The organism is Marinimicrobium sp. ARAG 43.8 (assembly GCF_050113635.1).
GTDB lineage: Bacteria > Pseudomonadota > Gammaproteobacteria > Pseudomonadales > Cellvibrionaceae > Marinimicrobium.
In genome coordinates, this window is record NZ_JBNJLT010000001.1 from 888,724 (window position 1) to 905,005 (window position 16,282).

Here is a 16,282-nt window from a genome sequence, read left to right on the forward strand (position 1 = left end):
GCCATTTCGGGCGCCAGACGCGCCGTAGTGATCAGCACCCTGATTACTACGGCGTTCCTGACCAGCGCAGCGACCTCCATTGCGGTTGCGAACGACATTAGTCACGCAATGACGCACGTGGAAGAACTCGTGAACAAAGGCCAGTGGCAGGCAATCCACAACACCCTGCCCGATCTGTTGCGCAACTATCGTACGAATGATGCGCAGTGCCACTACCTGTTACTGATTCAGGCATTGACTTGGCAGCAGCAGGGAAAGCATCGCGAGGCGATCAAGATCTACCAGTCATTTCGACCCAAAGACAGCCACTATACTGAGGCCAGAACCAACCTGGCCATTGCTTACCTGAGACAGGGCTGGTGGTCGGATGCCCACAGGGAAATCCAGACCGTATTGGGCCGCCCCCTGAATGCGGAGCACCAAAACCGACTGCGCATGATGCTCGGCCTGTCCCAACTACAACAGGGGTTCTACAGAGACGCCCGGCAAACATTCGGACTAATCGACTTGCACAGCCGCTATGTCGGGCATGCCTGGCGCGGCATTGGTCTTTGTGCGTTGCACACAGCCGATTACACCGGCGCACTCAACGCCTTTCAACGACTCAAGGCGATGGACCTTGCGTCGCTTCCCGATGGTCCATTTATGGTCGCCTTCACATTCGATCACATGAACCAGTTAACGCTGGCACGCCTGAACTATGAAGAAGCGCTACTCCATTATCAAACCCGCATACAGCAACTGGAGACGCAATTGACAGCAATGGAGTCGCCAGAATCTCGCCGGGAAATTTTCCGGCAAAAGGAGCAATTAGGCGCACTTCTTCGCCAAAGCCAGTACGGGCTAGCCACCATTTATGATCGCCAGTAATACAATGCAAACTCACCGAGCTAACCAAAACATACAGCGGCTTAGAAGCATTTCCTGCAAGGGTCCCGCATTGGCGGCTGTGCTGTTACTATTCCCGAATTCATATACTAAGTGCGACAACCTACAAAATAAGAGAGGCAAGCTGTAGTATCAGTCTTTTTTCACTCCCGCCAAGAAGTTGAAAAAGCCTATGAAATACCAACAGCTTACCTCAGAGGAAAGGGTAGTCCTTTCCACGCTGAAATTACAAGGCCTATCCATTCAAAAGATTGCTGATCACATGGGCCGGCACCGAAGCACGCTATATCGCGAACTGGACCGAAACCGTTGCTTTCATATTGATGGGGCCTACCGACCCAGTAAAGCTCAGCGGCGCACAGTCGCCCGGAGAGGGCGTTCAAGAAGAAATAGTCATTACTCAGATGACGACTTCAAAGTGGTCCGTAAGCTACTTAGAAAGAAGTATAGTCCTGAGCAAATTACTGGTTATCTTCGTCGTTTGAAACAGCCGTGCTTCTCCCATGAAACAATCTACTTATATATCTGGCGTGACAAGGCTGAAGGAGGCAACCTGTGGACACACCTTCGTCAATCTCCCAAGGTTCGTCGAAAGCGCTACAAAGCCTATGACAGCAGAGGGCGACTGACTGACAAGCGTCACATTACGGAGCGCCCTAAAACAGTAGAAACCCGTCGCTATAAGGGCCACTGGGAAATCGATACCGTTATGGGCAAAGGGTCAACGGACTGTCTTGTCACCCTGGTGGAACGTAAAACCGGATTCCTCATGATTGGGAAGCTTCAAGATCGATCTACTCGTTCCTTAAATAAAAAGACCAAACGGTTAATTAGCCGAGACCCCTTGCTTTTCAAAACAATTACTGCCGACAACGGTACCGCGTTCCATCAGTACAAAAGCATTGAAGCACACAGCGCAGTCAAGTTCTACTTTGCTAACCCATACCACTCATGGGAAAGGGGAAGTAACGAAAATGCCAATGGACTAATCCGACAATATATTCCTAAAGGCACCTCAATGGAGCACTTGACTCAACAGCAATGCGATCATATTGCCAATGAGCTTAACGCTCGGCCACGCAAGCGCCATCAATACTATTCACCCTCGGAGCTGTACTATGCTTAGCTACTTCTGTCGCGGTTCAAAGTTGACACTAGGTGTTTTACTCAGATTTCGCCACATGCCTTCTTTTCTCGGTACGCTCGATGCGACCCTCTTTCATCAATAAACCAAGAAGGCTGTAGGTTAGATAATCTTTTGAACCACCACCGTAATCTGACTGCAGGCCGAGGTATTTGGCAGCATCAGAATTCTTAATCCCCTCTGGATTAGCCTTGGCCAGTTCCATGACTGCGCTTTTAAGTATGCCGAGTCCCATTTGAGCTTTTTCATAACAGCCGTCTGGGATATTAACTCCGACCTTTTTTGTGATCGTTTCAGGGTTCGGTTGGACCCTGTTTGTCAGTAGCCCACCCCGCGAACGTATCCCAAATGCAGCGATCAGTTCTGCTTCAATTTTGAGAGCCTGCTCCTCATTGAGATTGTCAGTAATAACTGTATGCAGCACTGAATGGCCAGATTCATGTATTGCCTTGATGACCTGCCCTTTTTCGCTGTCATCCTCTACTGTCTGATGCTCCCAGGCGCGGTTGCCAGTACCTTTACCGATATAAAAGGCCTTAGCAGGTCGCTCTCTCGGGTCTTTCAAGGCGTAGACATAGAATGGATTCTGGGCCATGTATCTCCTTACATTTAACATTAGTATATCGCGCATGCGCGATATCATTCCTCGCAGTTTCTGTTGAATTTTCCCGTTTCTCTTCGACATAAACGCCCACATGTTTGGGCATCGGCTCAATACACTGTTTATCAAATCAGTTTTTACTTCGTGTAAGCGATAGCGAAGTATGGCACGTGAATCGTTAATCTGGAAATAGCCCATCTTCATAAAAAGCGTCAGAATAGACCCCTTCACATGCTATAGTGGCGCTTCAATATGACCGAGCCGCTGTTTTCATGAGCTTGCAATTACCGCCGCTTTCTTTGTATATCCACATTCCCTGGTGTGTGCGCAAATGCCCTTATTGTGATTTCAACTCTCACCATGCGGGAGATGCGCTGCCGGAGACCGATTATGTGGCCGCGCTGGCGCTGGATCTAACGCAGGAAAAGGCATTGGCTCAGGGCCGCTCTATTCAAACGGTGTTTTTCGGCGGCGGCACGCCAAGTCTGTTTTCCGCCGGCGCCATCGGGCGCATTCTTGAGCAGGTGGATAACACGATTGGGCTGGCCTCCGACGCGGAGATCACGTTGGAGGCCAACCCCGGCACGTTCGAGCAGGAGCGGTTTTCCGGTTACCGTCGGGCAGGCGTCAATCGTCTTTCTATCGGTATTCAGAGTTTTCAGAATCATCAGTTGGAGAAGTTGGGCCGAATTCATGGAGGGCAGGAGGCGCTGGGCGCGGTGGATATGGCGCGTCGCGCCGGGTTCGACAATCTGAATCTGGACTTGATGCACGGGCTGCCGGATCAAACCACGGCGGAGGCCAGGGCGGATCTGGATCAGGCCATTGCGCTGTCGCCGGAGCACTTGTCCTGGTATCAGCTCACCATTGAGCCGAACACGCACTTTTACAGCGCGCCGCCACTGCTGCCGGTGGAGGACACACTGGCGGATATTCAGGAGATGGGGGAGGCCCGACTGGCCGAGGCCGGTTACGAGCAGTACGAAGTGTCGGCGTACGCACGACACGGCCAGTTCGCCCGGCACAATCTGAATTACTGGACGTATGGGGATTATCTGGGCATCGGCGCGGGCGCGCACGGGAAGATCACTTTGCCCGGGGAAAGCCGCATTACCCGCCGCTGGAAAACCCGGTTGCCCGAACACTATCTGTCACGGGCTGCGGCGTTCACTGAGCAGAGCGGCACGGGCGCTATTATTGCGGGCCGACACCCGTTACTGGCAGGGGAAGAAACGCTGGAGGCCGGGGGGTTACCGCTGGATTACCTGCTGAACGTTTTGCGCCTTAATGAGGGCGTGGCGCCAGAGCGATTCACCGAGCGCACCGGCTTGGCCCTGGATCATATCAGCCGTCAATGGCAGACTCTGGCGGCGAAAGGCCTGGTGAGACCTGCGGAAGAGCGGCTGGCCACTACCCCATTGGGCCGCCGCTTTCTCAACGATGTGCTGGCGGCCTTTTAATCGACGCCCCGTTGATCGAGGTCCAGCCGCTCGCCACGATTTATTGAGTGTCTGACAGCAGTTGTTCAATCGCCTGGGTCATGTCTTTCGAGTCGGGTTTGACGCGGCTGCCGAAGTGTTTCACCACGGTGCCGTCCGGCGCCACTAGGTATTTGTTGAAGTTCCAGCCGGGCTCTTCGGTCTGGCGGGCCAGCTCTTTGAACACCGGGTTAGCGTCGTCACCAGTCACGGGCGTGGGGGCCAGCATGGTGAAGGTCACACCGAAGTTCTCGTAGCAAACCGTGGCGGCCTCTTCTTCGGAATCGGCTTCCTGATCAAACGCGTTGCTCGCAAAGCCAATGACGGCCAGCCCCTGCTCGGCGTATTTCTCGTGCAGTGCTTCCAGCCCACCGAACTGCGAGGTGAAGCCACAATGGCTGGCGGTATTCACCACCAGCAGCGGCTGGCCGCCAAAGCGCTCGCACAGGTTGATGTCTTCGTTGCTGTGCAGCCGCCGAAATTCGTGATTCAGGGCGTCCGGGCATTCGGCCTTCGAGCCCTCACGGGTGTCCGGCTCCGCGGCTGACACCGCTTGCGCCATCACTCCAAACAACACAATACTTGTCCAACGCTTCCACATGGTGCACACCTCTCGATTCGGAATATCACCACCCACTCGCCGGGCCTTCTATACTAACGACTATCCTAGCGCAAACTGTCTGTAAATACGCTCACCGCGCCAAAAAAGTGAATCACGACACTGGCGAGCGCCCGATCCACCCCGTATGATACCGATTACATTTTGAGATTTAGCGCCTTCCCGCGCGATAAAAGCAATAATGGATGAACACTATGACGCACTCCACCGCTCACACGGGCAAGCTTTTATTCTGGTCCTTCACCGTCGCTCTGGGCGGCTTTCTGTTTGGTTTTGATACCGCTGTCATCTCCGGTGCCGAGCAGGCAATCCAGCGCCAGTGGGGGTTGAGCGATGCGCTGCTCGGGGCCATGGTGTCCTCGGCACTGGTCGGCACGGTTATCGGGGCGATTTTCGGGGGGATTCCTTGTGACCGATATGGCCGCAAGACGACCCTGTTCTGGATTGGCGTTCTCTATTTGGTGTCCGCGCTCGGTTCGGCACTGGCACCGGATATCTACACGTTGATGCTGTTCCGGTTTATCGGCGGACTCGGGGTGGGCGCGTCGTCCGTGGCGGCACCGGTGTATATTTCGGAGATCGCCCCTACTTCTCTGCGCGGTCGCTTAACAGCCATGTTCCAGTTCAATTTGGTCTTCGGCATTCTGTGTGCGTACCTGTCCAACTACTGGGTGGCTGGCGCGGGCGGTGACTGGCGAATGATGCTGGGCGTCGAGGTCTTACCGGCCCTGCTGTTTGTGATCCTCATACTGTTTGTGCCGCGCAGCCCGCGCTGGTTGATCGCTCGCCGAGGCGACCGCGAGGGTGCCAGAAAGGTATTGGCCCAAATTGATCCCGCCCGGGCTGACCTGGCACTGGAGGAGATTGAGAGAAGCCACACTGAAACTGCAACAACACAAGCCTCCCCTCAAACAGCCGAGTGGCGGGACTTTCTTTCCGGCCGCTACCGCTGGCCCATTATCCTGGCGTTTCTGTTCGCGTTTTTTAATCAGGTGTCGGGCATCAATGCCGTTATTTACTACGCCCCGCGTATTTTCAGCATGGCGGGTATGGAAGACAGCGCCGCGCTGCTGTCCTCGGCGGGCGTGGGGCTAATCAACCTGGTGTTTACGCTGATCGGTCTGGCGCTCATTGATCGCTTGGGACGTCGCTTGCTGATGTACGTGGGCTCGATTGGCTATATTGTGTCGCTGGTCAGCCTGGCGCTGGTGTTCCAGTGGGAAGCGTTTAATGGCAGCCTGGTGCCGCTGCTGATTTTTGTGTTTATCGCGTCTCACGCGATTGGCCAGGGCGCCTGTATCTGGGTGTTTATTGCAGAGATTTTCCCCAACCGCGTGCGAGGTTTTGGCATGTCCCTCGGCTCGGGCACCCACTGGGTGTTCGCCGCTCTGGTCGCGTTCTCATTTCCGGCCATTGCCGGCAGCCTTGGGGGCGCACCCATATTCGGGTTCTTTGCATTGATGATGGTGTTGCAACTCCTGTTCGTGCGCTACTGGATGCCGGAGACGAAAGGCGTCTCCCTGGAGGCATTGGAGCAGCAGTTGAGCAAACGTTAAGGTTTGGGCCTCTTCACGGACGAGGTGCTACACTTAACCCGTTTCCCCGAGCGGGTGCGCGCAATCACGCTGTTGTGCGGCTTGTTCTGGTTCAGCCCTCGGCCTGGCGACACATTGCATGCTGCGATTGATTCGATACACGCGGGAAAATCCTATTGCCACCCGGCTGCTCGGGCTGATTATCCTGAGCAGCTCGGCGATTACGTTAATCGCTATTTTGATGCAGCTGTACGCCAGCTTTCAGGATGATCTTTCGGCGCTCGAAAAGCGTCTGGATCAGGTACGAGTCAGTACGCTCGCGAGTATCACCAAGAGCCTGTGGGGGTTTGATCAGGAGCAGCTGTCGATCCAGATCGAGAGCGTACTTGATGTCGAGGATGTTGTATGGGTAGGCGTTTCCTGGCGGGACTGGAACGATAAAGAACAAACCCTCGTGGTGCAAAGTGACGAGACCATTGCTGACGATGTGGCCGCCCGCCCCAACCAGTTCCTGACCAAGACCTACCCTTTGGTTTATGAAGATGAAAACACGCCAAGACAGGATCTGGGCACTCTGACGGTCACCGCCAGCCTGACCAATATTTACGATCGCATGTGGCAGCGCACGCTGATGATCGTCGGCGTGCAGGGCACGAAAACGCTGATTATCTCATTTTTCATTTTATGGCTGGTCTACACGTTGCTGACCCGTCACATGGAAACCATTGCGCAGTACGCCCGTCATCTGCATCTGAACAACTTGAACCTACCTCTCCGATTGAAACGCAACAAACCCGATGACACACCGGATGAGCTGGACAATGTGGTAAACGCGATCAACCACATGCGCGAAAGCCTGTTGGAGGATATCGAGCAGCGCCAGGCGATGGAAATCGCGCTGCGGAACGAGCGGGAAGAAAGTGCGCACAACGAACAACAAAAGCGCGCGGCCGAGGATGCCAACCGGGCCAAGAGCCAGTTTCTGGCCACCATGAGTCATGAGATTCGCACCCCCATGAATGGCGTCATCGGCATGCTGGAAATGCTGCGCGATACACCGCTGAACGATAACCAGAAACATTATCTCGATATCATCCATCGCAGCGGCGAAACGCTGCTGGATATCATTAACGACATTCTTGACTACTCCAAGATCGAAGCGGGCAAAATGCACCTGGAGGTTGCCCCGTTTGATCTGGAAGACCTGATTGAAGACTGCCTCCAATTATTCAGTGCCACCGCCAATAAGCATGGCATTGAACTGATGGGCGGCGTCGACCCCGATGTGCCCCGCCAGCTGCTGGGTGACTCCACCCGGCTGCGACAAGTTCTGATCAACCTGCTGGGCAACGCGTTCAAGTTCACCACTCACGGCCATGTGGAACTGGAGGTGTCGCTGAGTGAGGGACACACACCCGGGCGTCCACGCCTGCTGTTTACGGTTCGGGACACCGGCATTGGTATCGCGACCGATGCTCAGCAATCGCTGTTCGACTCGTTCAACCAGGAAGATGCCTCCACCACGCGCCAGTACGGGGGCACGGGCCTGGGGCTCGCCATCAGCAAAAGTCTCGCGGAGCTGATGGACGGCGAAATCGGGGTAGAAAGTGAAAAAGGCAAAGGCGCCAGATTCTGGTTTATTGCCGCCTTTGACCCGGTGGAGAACCCGGTCACCCTCGAGGAATTCCAGGCCGCCAACGCCCTGAAGGGACGACGCCTGTTACTGGTGGACACCAGCCCCAAGCAGGGCGAATCTCTCTCCCATTACACTCGCCTGTGGGGCATGACGCTGGACCAATTTTCTCACGGAGAGCAAGCATTGCACCGCTTGCAAACCTTGTTGAGCGAACAAAAAGCTGTGGATTTTGTGGTGGTGGGTGGCCAGCTGGAGGACATGACAGGTATAGAGTGGCTCCGTCGCCTGCGTGGCGTGCCCGAAGCGAAAGAAATCCCCCGGGTATTGCTCAGTGCTGGCGAACCCCATATTGACCCGAGCACTCTCGCCACTCTTGAGGTACACAGTACCCTGCACAAACCTTTCTCAGCCCGAAGCTTTCAGCGGCTATTGCTTCGCTTGTTAGGCCCGTCTGCGGAACCGTTTTCCGCTGAGCAACCACCCGTGCTGCAGAACACGCTGTCGTTTGCCGGCCTCAACGTTCTGGTGGCCGAAGACAACGCCGTCAACCGAATGGTCATCAAAGGGCTGCTAGGGAAACTGGGCATCGAACCCGATCTAGTGGACGACGGCCTCGCAGCGTACGAAGCGGCGACTGCCACGCGCTATGATCTGATCCTTATGGATTGCGAGATGCCGGAAATGGACGGCTTTCAGGCCACCCGCCAAATTCGACAGTACGAACGCGAGCATGGGCAAGCGCCAGTGCCGATCGTGGCATTGACGGCGCACGCCCTGCAGGAGCATCGCGAAGCGGTGTATGCCGCCGGGATGAATTATTATCTGGGCAAACCCATCACTCTGGCCAAACTGCAGCAAACCTTTGAGGCGATCAGTTTACCCAAAAGCTATTGAAGCAAGGGCGGCGGTGCGGACAACACAATGCGCTGCCGTTCCGGCCGATGCACATCCGAGGGTTTCACCGATTCGGCGTCGATTTTTTCCGAGGCCAGAACACGGTCTTCCGCATCGGCTTCCAGCCCTTCCTGCGGGCGGGCGTGTTCCCGGTATACCAGGCGCACGAGCATGGGGAAATGATCTGAACCAAAACCGGGCAGCCGACGAATTCCTTCCAGCACAAAATCGTCACTGTGAAACAGGTGATCCAACGGCCAGCGCACCAACGGGATCTTGGCATGAAAGCTGTTAAACATACCGCGCCCGATTCGCGGGTCCAGCAGGCCGCTGATCTTGCGGAACAGGCGGGTGGTGGCCGACCAGGCTACGTCGTTCAGGTCACCGGTCACAATCACCGGCAGCTCACATTCTCTCAGGCTTCGCCCCACGACCAGCAGTTCCGCATCGCGTTCGGAGGATGTTTCATTTTCGGTGGGACTCGGCGGTGCGGGATGCAGAAAATGCACCACGACGCGCTGACCGGAGGGCAATACCACTTCCGAATGCATGGAGGGTACGTCAGACTCCACCAGAAACTGAATGGCTTCGTTTTCCAGCGGATAACGGGAGTACACGTGCATGCCGTAAAGGTTATCCAGCGGGCACTTGATCGAGTACGGGTAATCCGTCCCCAACAAATCCAGCTGTTGCTGCCACCATCCATCAGACTCCAGGGTCACCAGCAAGTCCGGTTGGTGTAGACGGACCAACTCCAGGAGCTTGTCGGCGTGGCGGTTCGGGGTGAGGACATTGGCGGTGAGGATGGCAATGCGTTGCTCCCTATCCCTCTCCGTCAACGTCCGCACCTGCCGCACCTCCTGGCGATGCAGGTGAGTGTAAGGCAATATCCACCAGCTCTGGTACATCAGGCAGGCCAGGGCCACACTGGCCATGACCCATGTTCCCGGTGCCGTCCGGTCCAGCAACCACAGCGGCAAGCAGACCATGACCAGCGCCAGAGCGGCGAACTGAAGACGCGGAAAGTCCAGCCCGCGAATCCACCAGGCGCCATGACGCAGAAGGGGCAAAACGGTCACCAACACCAGAACGATTAAGGCAACCCAAAGAATAGCCTGCATGCAATATAAGTCCTGAAAGGAAAAAGCGAACGGCCCAAGGGTAAGTGATCCCCCGGGCCGGCACAAGCAACCGGTCTACAAATTACAACGCATCATCCAGCAGTGGTTTGAGGCGCTCATAGGGAACGAAGCCAGGCAAGACTTCACCCCCAATGACCAGGCTCGGTGTCCCACGCAGCCCAAGCTCCGTGAACACCTCGTAATTCTCCTGCTCGCGCTCACCAAGTTGCGCACTGCGCTCAAGCTGCTTCCCGGTGCCCGTATCCGCCGCCACTTTTTTCAGGGAGGAGGCGGTGTGCATACCACTTTTGGACATGAGCGCCTCATGCACCTGTGCAAACACGTCCGGGCGGTCCAGCCAGACCTGCATGCCATAACGCGCCGAGTTGGTGTTCAGGCCCGACACCATTTGCTGTCGCAGCGGCAGGAATACATTGACGACCTTGAGGTCCGGATAGTCCTCAATAGCCTCTTCCAGCACCGGCTCCAGCCGTTTGCAGAACGGGCAGTTGTAATCATTGAAAACCACCAGCTGCCGCTTGCCGTCCGGATTGCCCAGCACCGGGTGCCGTTCATCGGACAGCCACGATGCCTGCGCCTCCAGGCGGCTGCGCGTATCCTGCTCCGTTTTCAAATACCGTTTTACGCTGTCCGCCACCGACTCGATCAGTTCGGGGTTCTCCCGCAATAAACCGTCCAGCTCATCCAGTCGTGCCTTTTGATCCTCGGTGAGGGTTTGCGCCGCACCGACCACCGGCAGCGCCATCAGCACGGCCAGCCAGAGGCCCCGGCTTTTGCGGAACAAACTATTGTGTGCGGTAACGTGTTTCAGATTCAGTTTCATATCATTACTCCAAATCAATAAATTCAGGCCGTCTCAAGACCCGGCGCGCCACAGGCGCCACCAGAGACCGGGGGGCGTCGTTACCCCGGTGGTGAAAGAGACAATTTTTCCGTGACGTACAATCGCCACGGTGGGTGTGGCGCTGATCTCCCACGCATTCGCCAGCTCGCCACGGGGATCGTTGACGACGGGGAAGTCGTACTCGTGCGCTTCCATATAGCGGTGCAGGCGAGCGTCGTCGCCGGAGGTGAGCGCGATGGAAATAACTTCGTGCTCCCCCGCAAACCAGTCGATGGTCGGCGATACCACGGTGCAGACGCCGCACCAAGTGGCCCAGAAGTACACGAGGACAGGACGTTCTTCGCTTAAGGCGACCAAGTCCACGGGGCTGCCCTCCAGCGTACTCAAATCGATAGCGGGTACGGACTGGCCCGCCAAATGCCGCCCCCGCCAATAGTCCATCACGGCACTGGCGACGATAAACAGCACCAGAAACAGCGTCAGATTTTTAAGCCAGCCCAGTGCGCGCGCTCGCAGCGAACGAGCGCCGTTCGCAAGCGGTCCTGTTATACGAGGCTCAGTCATAAACGGCTCCCCGATTCACGAGACAACGATTCGCGGGAGGAATGCTCCCCGCGCGCCCGCTCCAGAGCGTCAAGCACAGCCTCATCCCGAAGAATGACCGGAAGGGGAATGCCATCGGGTGCACCGGGGCCATAGACGCTATTGAATGGCACACCGTACTGCCCCTGAGACTGAAGGTAGTCGGTAATGCGCTCGTCCGGACGCGTCCAGTCGCCCCGTTGCCGAACCACGTCGTCGGCCTGCAAGGCGGAATACACCGGCTCCTGCAGCAGCACACCGACTTTGTTGGCCTGGCAGGTCACACACCAGTCCGCCGTCACATCCACGAACACCACCTTGCCCTCTTGCACCGCCGCGCTGATCGCTTGAGTGTCCAGCGTTTGCCAGCGCAGGTCCGACGGCAGCGACGTGCTGAGCGGCCCGCGAATCAGGGCAACCACAAGCAGCACCGCCAGAACACTGGGAACCCCCGCCGTCAGCGTCACCCACAGCCCCCGCACACCAAAACGGCGGGTGACCAGGAACAACGTTACGGCGCTCAACAGCGCCACCAGCAACCCGGTTTGCAGCGGGGACAGAAAACCGGCCCACAGGCTGAGCAGCCAGACGCTGGTCGCTGCCATGAGAGCCCCGAACACCCACTTCATGGCCGTCATCCAGGGCCCCGGCGAAGGCAGTCGCGCCGCCAGCGAAGGCACTGCCGCCACCAGCAGCCACGGCGCGGCCATGCCGACGGCCAGACCGGTAAAGGTCAACCATAACTGCCAGGCATTCGCGCCGAGCGCAAACGCAATGGCCGTTCCCAGAAACGGCGCCGTACACGGCGTGGCCAGTATGGTGGCGAAGGCACCCTGGATGAAATGCCCGCCGAGCGAATCATCCCCTCGACCAGCCACCCATTGGTTCCAACGCCCTGGCAGCCGCAGCTCGAACAGCCCCAGTAAATTCAACGCAAACAAAAACGTAATCAGCGCCATCAGGGCCACAAAAACCGGACTCTGGAACTGAATGCCCCACCCCAGCGTCGAGCCGCTCCACTTTAGGCCCTGCATAAAGGCCGCCAACAACCAGAACGACACCAGAATGCCGCCCGCCGACGCCAGGAACTGTCGACGAATACGCTGGCGGGACTGCCCGCCGGCACCGATCAGTCCGTGCAGTTTCAGGCCCAGCACCGGCAGCACGCAGGGCATGACGTTAAGAATTAACCCGCCCAGAAAGGCAAACAGCAACACCGTCGCCAGGGAGACAGAACTGGACGCCGGCGGGCTGACAGTGCCCGGGGTCAGTGCCACCGACGCTTCGGCGGCAAATGTCTCGCCCAGCAAGGTCACCGTCAGTGTTTCACCCACCCAGTCCGGGGCTTTTGACCAAAACTCGGGCTCAAACACCGCCGTCACCGTGTTGCCATCCACCGTTATCGCGGGCCGATGGAATTGCACTTCATCCAGCAGGGAAGCGGCGCCGTCGATAATCACGTCCGCCTTCGTCCATCCTCCTTCGCGCTCGGCCACCATCTGCAAAAGACCGCTGTTCGCGTCCCATTCGAAGGCGGTGACGCGCACGTCCGGACGAACCACCGGCACTTCACTCATGCTCTGATTGAAGCGCCTCATCCGTTCTTCAATCGGTCGCATCTCTCCCGAAGGCAGTGTCAGGGCCAGATCGTAGTCCGTGAGCACGCACAGTGTGGTGCAACTGGGCAGGGTAAAGCGGCCGGTCAGTTGCACTGGCTGGTCAGGGTCTTCAGGGGAGATATGCAAGGGAAAAACGACTTCGCCCTTATAGCCCAGCGTTTCGATGCCTTGAAGCTCATAACGATGGGGCCGGGGCCAAAACCACTCCACCGAACCCAGGTTGCGCGAGCCGGACCAGTCGGCGACCGGGGCCAGCCCCGCCTCGCCCGGCGAGCGCCAATAGGTTTTCCAGGGATCATCGAGCTGAATGGCCAGAAAGGCCAGGTAGGCCCCCTCCTCGGTACGCTGTCCCGTCAGCGCCAGTTGCACGGCGGCCTCGGGATGAGCGTCGACGCGGACCCAGTCCGTATCAGGGGGTTGTTGTGCCTGGGCATGCGCCAAGGCAAGGTGACCGGCCAGCCACAGCAAGAAGCCAAAGCCGACCCGTCGTCGTTGACGTGTCATAGGGGTATCTCCGGGTTACTTAACATTCAATACCAGTGGCGATCACCAACAGCAATGCCGTTGGGTTCGGTATCGAAGGCTATTCCCGGAAAACGCAGTAGATCAGGTGGCGGCGGCGCGGCTCACCAATGGGCTCGGAAGCCCGCCACGGGGCGCAACCCTGACGAACGAAAACGGTGAGAAGCCACAGCAGCAGCAAACAGGTGGGCAGTGCCATATCGGCGGTATACACGCTGGCTTGCAATAGCTGCTGAGTGAGTTCGCAGTCGGACTGATCCGATGATTCTGCTAAGGACGATTCTGAGGAGTGCTCTACAGACGCCGGCGCCTCGATCGAATCGGGCACTGATATAAGGCCTTGATCGAGGGCGACCAAGGCCTGAGTGCTCAGCGGGCAGGTCTGCATTGCCAGCAGGGGTTGCCCCCAACACACCAGCAACACCATCCAAACGGCGAGCAGCGACCAGCAGGCGTTGCGTTTTTTAGTGACCCGATTCAACATGACATAACTCAAAATGACATGAACAATGCTTGACGACGAAAACCCGACCGCCCGACCTTGCGACTGACGGCACCAAGACCAGGTTAACAAGCTGGCTCCTCAGAGGAGCGGCCCGATTAAGATTACGCGAAGTCCGAAAGGTTCTCAAATGCTCCCTCTGACGTTTCAACCCATCGGTATCGTGCGCTCCTGCTTTGTGGAGAAATTCGGTATCCCCCGCCAGCCCGGCCTGGCTCCGGCGGCCCGCGCGGAACTGGAGCTGCTACCGCCCTTTAATGATCCCCTGGCGTTGGAGGGGCTGGAGCAGTGCAGCCACCTCTGGCTGCAATTTGTCTTTCACCAGCCGCCCAGTGACCAGTGGCGCCCCCGGGTGCGTCCGCCCCGGCTCGGCGGAAACCGACGTCTGGGTGTCTTCGCGACCCGCTCGCCCTTGAGGCCCAACCCGATTGGGTTGTCAGTGGTTCGACTGGAAGGGGTTCACGTTGGCACTGACCGCATATGGCTGGCGCTCTCCGGCATCGATCTGCTGGACGGCACTCCGGTGCTGGATATCAAGCCCTATGTGCCCTACACGGACTGCCTGCCCGACGCCGAAAACCGGTTTGCCGCCCAGGCACCGGACTGGATTGAGGTGGTATTTACCCCGGAAGCCAGTGCCGCCTGCCAACAACTGACCGACCAGACCGGACAGGACTGGGAGACGTTGCTGCGGCAGATTCTGCAACAGGATCCTCGTCCCCAGTATCAGGCGCCCGACCCGGAGCGCCGCTACGGTATGCGGTTAAAGAACGCAGAGATCCATTGGTGCTATCAAACGCAGAGGAATCCGTCCGGTGACACTCCGGGCTACCGCCTGATCGTCACCAGTGTCACCCCTCATGGCGAGTAATGAGCAATAGGACGGTGCTGTGCCGCTGAAAGCGCCATCGGGCGGGAAATATGGTATCATTCGCGCCCTCTTTTACCCCTTTCCACAGGCCCTATTTCCAATAGCCGGTTAGCCAATCCGATACAACCGAGGTGACAACGTTCATGAGCCGTAAGTCATTGGACAAAAGCAAAATCAAGTTTCTCTTGCTCGAGGGTGTCCACCAGTCTGCCGTCGATACCCTTAACGCCGCCGGTTACACCAATATCGACTATCTCAAAACCGCGCTCGCTGAAGATGAACTCATTGAACGTATCAAGGACGCCCACTTTGTGGGGCTGCGTTCACGCACCCAGTTGACCCGCAACGTCTTTGAGAATGCGCCCAAGCTGATCGCTGCGGGCTGCTTCTGTATCGGCACCAACCAGGTGGACCTCCAGGCCGCTCAGGAGCACGGGGTAGCGGTGTTCAACGCGCCGTACTCCAACACCCGGTCAGTGGCCGAGCTGGTACTTGCCGAGGCCATCCTGCTGCTGCGCGGTATCCCTGAGAAAAATGCGGCCTGCCATCGCGGCGGCTGGATGAAATCCGCCACGGGTTCCTACGAAATTCGTGGCAAAACCCTGGGCATTATCGGCTACGGCTCTATTGGCAGTCAGCTGAGTGTGCTGGCCGAGTCCTTGGGGATGCACGTGTGCTTTTACGATGTCATCCCCAAGCTGCCGCTGGGCAACGCAGCGCAAATACGCAGCCTGAACGAGCTGCTCAATAAGTCCGACATCGTGAGCCTGCACGTGCCGGAGACCGGCTCTACCAAAAACATGATTGGCGCTGAAGAATTGAGCCAAATGAAGCCCGGATCGATATTGATCAATGCCTCGCGGGGCACGGTGATTGATATTGACGCCCTGGCCGAAACGGTCAAGGCGAATAAAATCGCCGGCGCGGCCATTGATGTGTTTCCGGTGGAACCCAAAGGCAACGATGATGAATTCATCAGCCCTCTGCGCGGCCTGGACAATGTGATTCTGACCCCGCACATCGGTGGTTCAACGGTGGAAGCGCAACAGAATATTGGCGTCGAAGTGGCCGAGAAGCTCATTATGTACTCCGACAACGGCACCACCACCAGCTCGGTCAACTTCCCGGAAGTCGCCCTGCCCGGCCACCCGGATGCGCACCGCCTGCTGCACGTACACGCCAATGTGCCGGGTGTCATGTCCGCGATCAACCGCATCTTCTCCGACAACCAGATCAATATTGCGGCGCAGTATCTGCAAACCAACGAGAAAGTCGGGTATGTGGTGCTGGATATCTACTCGCCGTACAGCCCGGAAGTGTTACAGCAGTTGAGAGACATTGAAGGCACTATTCGTTGTCGCGTTCTTTTCTAAGCGATTGGTAACGCCGAGCGGTGGGTGCGCAA

The 16,282-nt window shown here is 57.3% G+C and carries 14 protein-coding genes; 7 read left to right on the top strand and 7 right to left on the bottom strand.

Features of this window, described 5'->3' with window-relative positions:
• Positions 1-27: 27 nt before the first annotated feature.
• Positions 28-870, top strand: a complete 843-nt coding sequence (locus ACQCLF_RS03740) for a tetratricopeptide repeat protein (RefSeq protein ID WP_426984942.1) — start codon at positions 28-30, stop codon at positions 868-870.
• Positions 871-1,060: 190 nt separating this feature from the next.
• Positions 1,061-2,014 (top strand): IS30 family transposase, encoded by a 954-nt coding sequence (locus ACQCLF_RS03745; protein ID WP_426984943.1) that lies wholly within the window; start codon positions 1,061-1,063, stop codon positions 2,012-2,014.
• 37 nt (positions 2,015-2,051) lie between these two features.
• Here the strand turns inward: ACQCLF_RS03745 and ACQCLF_RS03750 are convergent, their stop codons facing one another.
• On the bottom strand, positions 2,052-2,627 hold the full coding sequence (locus ACQCLF_RS03750; RefSeq protein ID WP_426984944.1) for a GIY-YIG nuclease family protein: 576 nt from the start codon (positions 2,625-2,627) through the stop codon (positions 2,052-2,054).
• Positions 2,628-2,905: 278 nt separating this feature from the next.
• Here ACQCLF_RS03750 and hemW point away from each other — a divergent pair, with 278 nt between their 5' ends.
• Positions 2,906-4,093, top strand: a complete 1,188-nt coding sequence (gene hemW, locus ACQCLF_RS03755; protein ID WP_426984945.1) for a radical SAM family heme chaperone HemW — start codon at positions 2,906-2,908, stop codon at positions 4,091-4,093.
• 40 nt (positions 4,094-4,133) lie between these two features.
• Here hemW and ACQCLF_RS03760 read toward each other — a convergent pair whose 3' ends face one another.
• Complete coding sequence (locus ACQCLF_RS03760) at positions 4,134-4,712, bottom strand: glutathione peroxidase (protein WP_426984946.1); 579 nt, start codon at positions 4,710-4,712, stop codon at positions 4,134-4,136.
• A 212-nt stretch (positions 4,713-4,924) separates the two neighbouring features.
• On the opposite strand from ACQCLF_RS03760, the gene ACQCLF_RS03765 reads away from it, so the two are divergent.
• Both ACQCLF_RS03765 and ACQCLF_RS03770 read left to right on the top strand, forming a co-directional pair.
• Complete coding sequence (locus ACQCLF_RS03765) at positions 4,925-6,286, top strand: sugar porter family MFS transporter (RefSeq protein WP_426984947.1); 1,362 nt, start codon at positions 4,925-4,927, stop codon at positions 6,284-6,286.
• A 118-nt stretch (positions 6,287-6,404) separates the two neighbouring features.
• On the top strand, positions 6,405-8,795 hold the full coding sequence (locus ACQCLF_RS03770) for a response regulator (protein WP_426984948.1): 2,391 nt from the start codon (positions 6,405-6,407) through the stop codon (positions 8,793-8,795).
• Here the strand turns inward: ACQCLF_RS03770 and ACQCLF_RS03775 are convergent.
• The 5 genes from ACQCLF_RS03775 to ACQCLF_RS03795 all read right to left on the bottom strand — a co-directional run bounded on the left by ACQCLF_RS03775 (position 8,789) and on the right by ACQCLF_RS03795 (position 13,988).
• Positions 8,789-9,916, bottom strand: a complete 1,128-nt coding sequence (locus tag ACQCLF_RS03775; protein ID WP_426984949.1) for an endonuclease/exonuclease/phosphatase family protein — start codon at positions 9,914-9,916, stop codon at positions 8,789-8,791. The two genes, ACQCLF_RS03770 and ACQCLF_RS03775, sit on opposite strands and share 7 nt — an antisense overlap.
• Before the next feature lie 82 nt (positions 9,917-9,998).
• Positions 9,999-10,760 carry a DsbA family protein gene (locus tag ACQCLF_RS03780; RefSeq protein WP_426984950.1) on the bottom strand — a complete coding sequence of 254 codons (762 nt, stop codon included), beginning with the start codon at positions 10,758-10,760 and terminating at the stop codon, positions 9,999-10,001.
• Between the two features lie 33 nt (positions 10,761-10,793).
• A complete protein-coding gene (locus ACQCLF_RS03785; protein ID WP_426984951.1) occupies positions 10,794-11,345 on the bottom strand; it encodes a protein disulfide oxidoreductase in 552 nt (183 codons plus the stop codon).
• Positions 11,342-13,486 carry a protein-disulfide reductase DsbD family protein gene (locus ACQCLF_RS03790; RefSeq protein WP_426984952.1) on the bottom strand — a complete coding sequence of 715 codons (2,145 nt, stop codon included), beginning with the start codon at positions 13,484-13,486 and terminating at the stop codon, positions 11,342-11,344. Before ACQCLF_RS03790 ends, ACQCLF_RS03785 begins: the two co-directional genes overlap by 4 nt.
• 79 nt (positions 13,487-13,565) lie before the next feature.
• Positions 13,566-13,988: a hypothetical protein gene (locus ACQCLF_RS03795; protein ID WP_426984953.1), complete on the bottom strand. Its 423-nt coding sequence runs from the start codon at positions 13,986-13,988 to the stop codon at positions 13,566-13,568.
• A gap of 148 nt (positions 13,989-14,136) precedes the next feature.
• On the opposite strand from ACQCLF_RS03795, the gene tsaA reads away from it, so the two are divergent.
• Both tsaA and serA read left to right on the top strand, forming a co-directional pair.
• Positions 14,137-14,877, top strand: a complete 741-nt coding sequence (tsaA, locus tag ACQCLF_RS03800; protein WP_426984954.1) for a tRNA (N6-threonylcarbamoyladenosine(37)-N6)-methyltransferase TrmO — start codon at positions 14,137-14,139, stop codon at positions 14,875-14,877.
• 143 nt (positions 14,878-15,020) lie between these two features.
• Entirely contained in the window at positions 15,021-16,250 is a 1,230-nt protein-coding gene (serA, locus tag ACQCLF_RS03805) for a phosphoglycerate dehydrogenase (protein WP_426984955.1), read from the top strand.
• Positions 16,251-16,282 lie beyond the last annotated feature (32 nt).

Excerpts from the sequence above, each read along its gene's own strand:
- ACQCLF_RS03745 (WP_426984943.1), top strand. The coding sequence starts at position 1,061 with ATGAAATACCAACAGCTTACCTCAGAGGAAAGGGTAGTCCTTTCCACG.
- ACQCLF_RS03750 (WP_426984944.1), bottom strand. The coding sequence starts at position 2,627 with ATGGCCCAGAATCCATTCTATGTCTACGCCTTGAAAGACCCGAGAGAG.
- hemW (WP_426984945.1), top strand. The coding sequence starts at position 2,906 with ATGAGCTTGCAATTACCGCCGCTTTCTTTGTATATCCACATTCCCTGG.
- ACQCLF_RS03760 (WP_426984946.1), bottom strand. The coding sequence starts at position 4,712 with ATGTGGAAGCGTTGGACAAGTATTGTGTTGTTTGGAGTGATGGCGCAA.
- ACQCLF_RS03765 (WP_426984947.1), top strand. The coding sequence starts at position 4,925 with ATGACGCACTCCACCGCTCACACGGGCAAGCTTTTATTCTGGTCCTTC.
- ACQCLF_RS03770 (WP_426984948.1), top strand. The coding sequence starts at position 6,405 with ATGCTGCGATTGATTCGATACACGCGGGAAAATCCTATTGCCACCCGG.
- ACQCLF_RS03775 (WP_426984949.1), bottom strand. The coding sequence starts at position 9,916 with ATGCAGGCTATTCTTTGGGTTGCCTTAATCGTTCTGGTGTTGGTGACC.
- ACQCLF_RS03780 (WP_426984950.1), bottom strand. The coding sequence starts at position 10,760 with ATGAAACTGAATCTGAAACACGTTACCGCACACAATAGTTTGTTCCGC.
- ACQCLF_RS03785 (WP_426984951.1), bottom strand. The coding sequence starts at position 11,345 with ATGACTGAGCCTCGTATAACAGGACCGCTTGCGAACGGCGCTCGTTCG.
- ACQCLF_RS03790 (WP_426984952.1), bottom strand. The coding sequence starts at position 13,486 with ATGACACGTCAACGACGACGGGTCGGCTTTGGCTTCTTGCTGTGGCTG.
- ACQCLF_RS03795 (WP_426984953.1), bottom strand. The coding sequence starts at position 13,988 with ATGTTGAATCGGGTCACTAAAAAACGCAACGCCTGCTGGTCGCTGCTC.
- tsaA (WP_426984954.1), top strand. The coding sequence starts at position 14,137 with ATGCTCCCTCTGACGTTTCAACCCATCGGTATCGTGCGCTCCTGCTTT.
- serA (WP_426984955.1), top strand. The coding sequence starts at position 15,021 with ATGAGCCGTAAGTCATTGGACAAAAGCAAAATCAAGTTTCTCTTGCTC.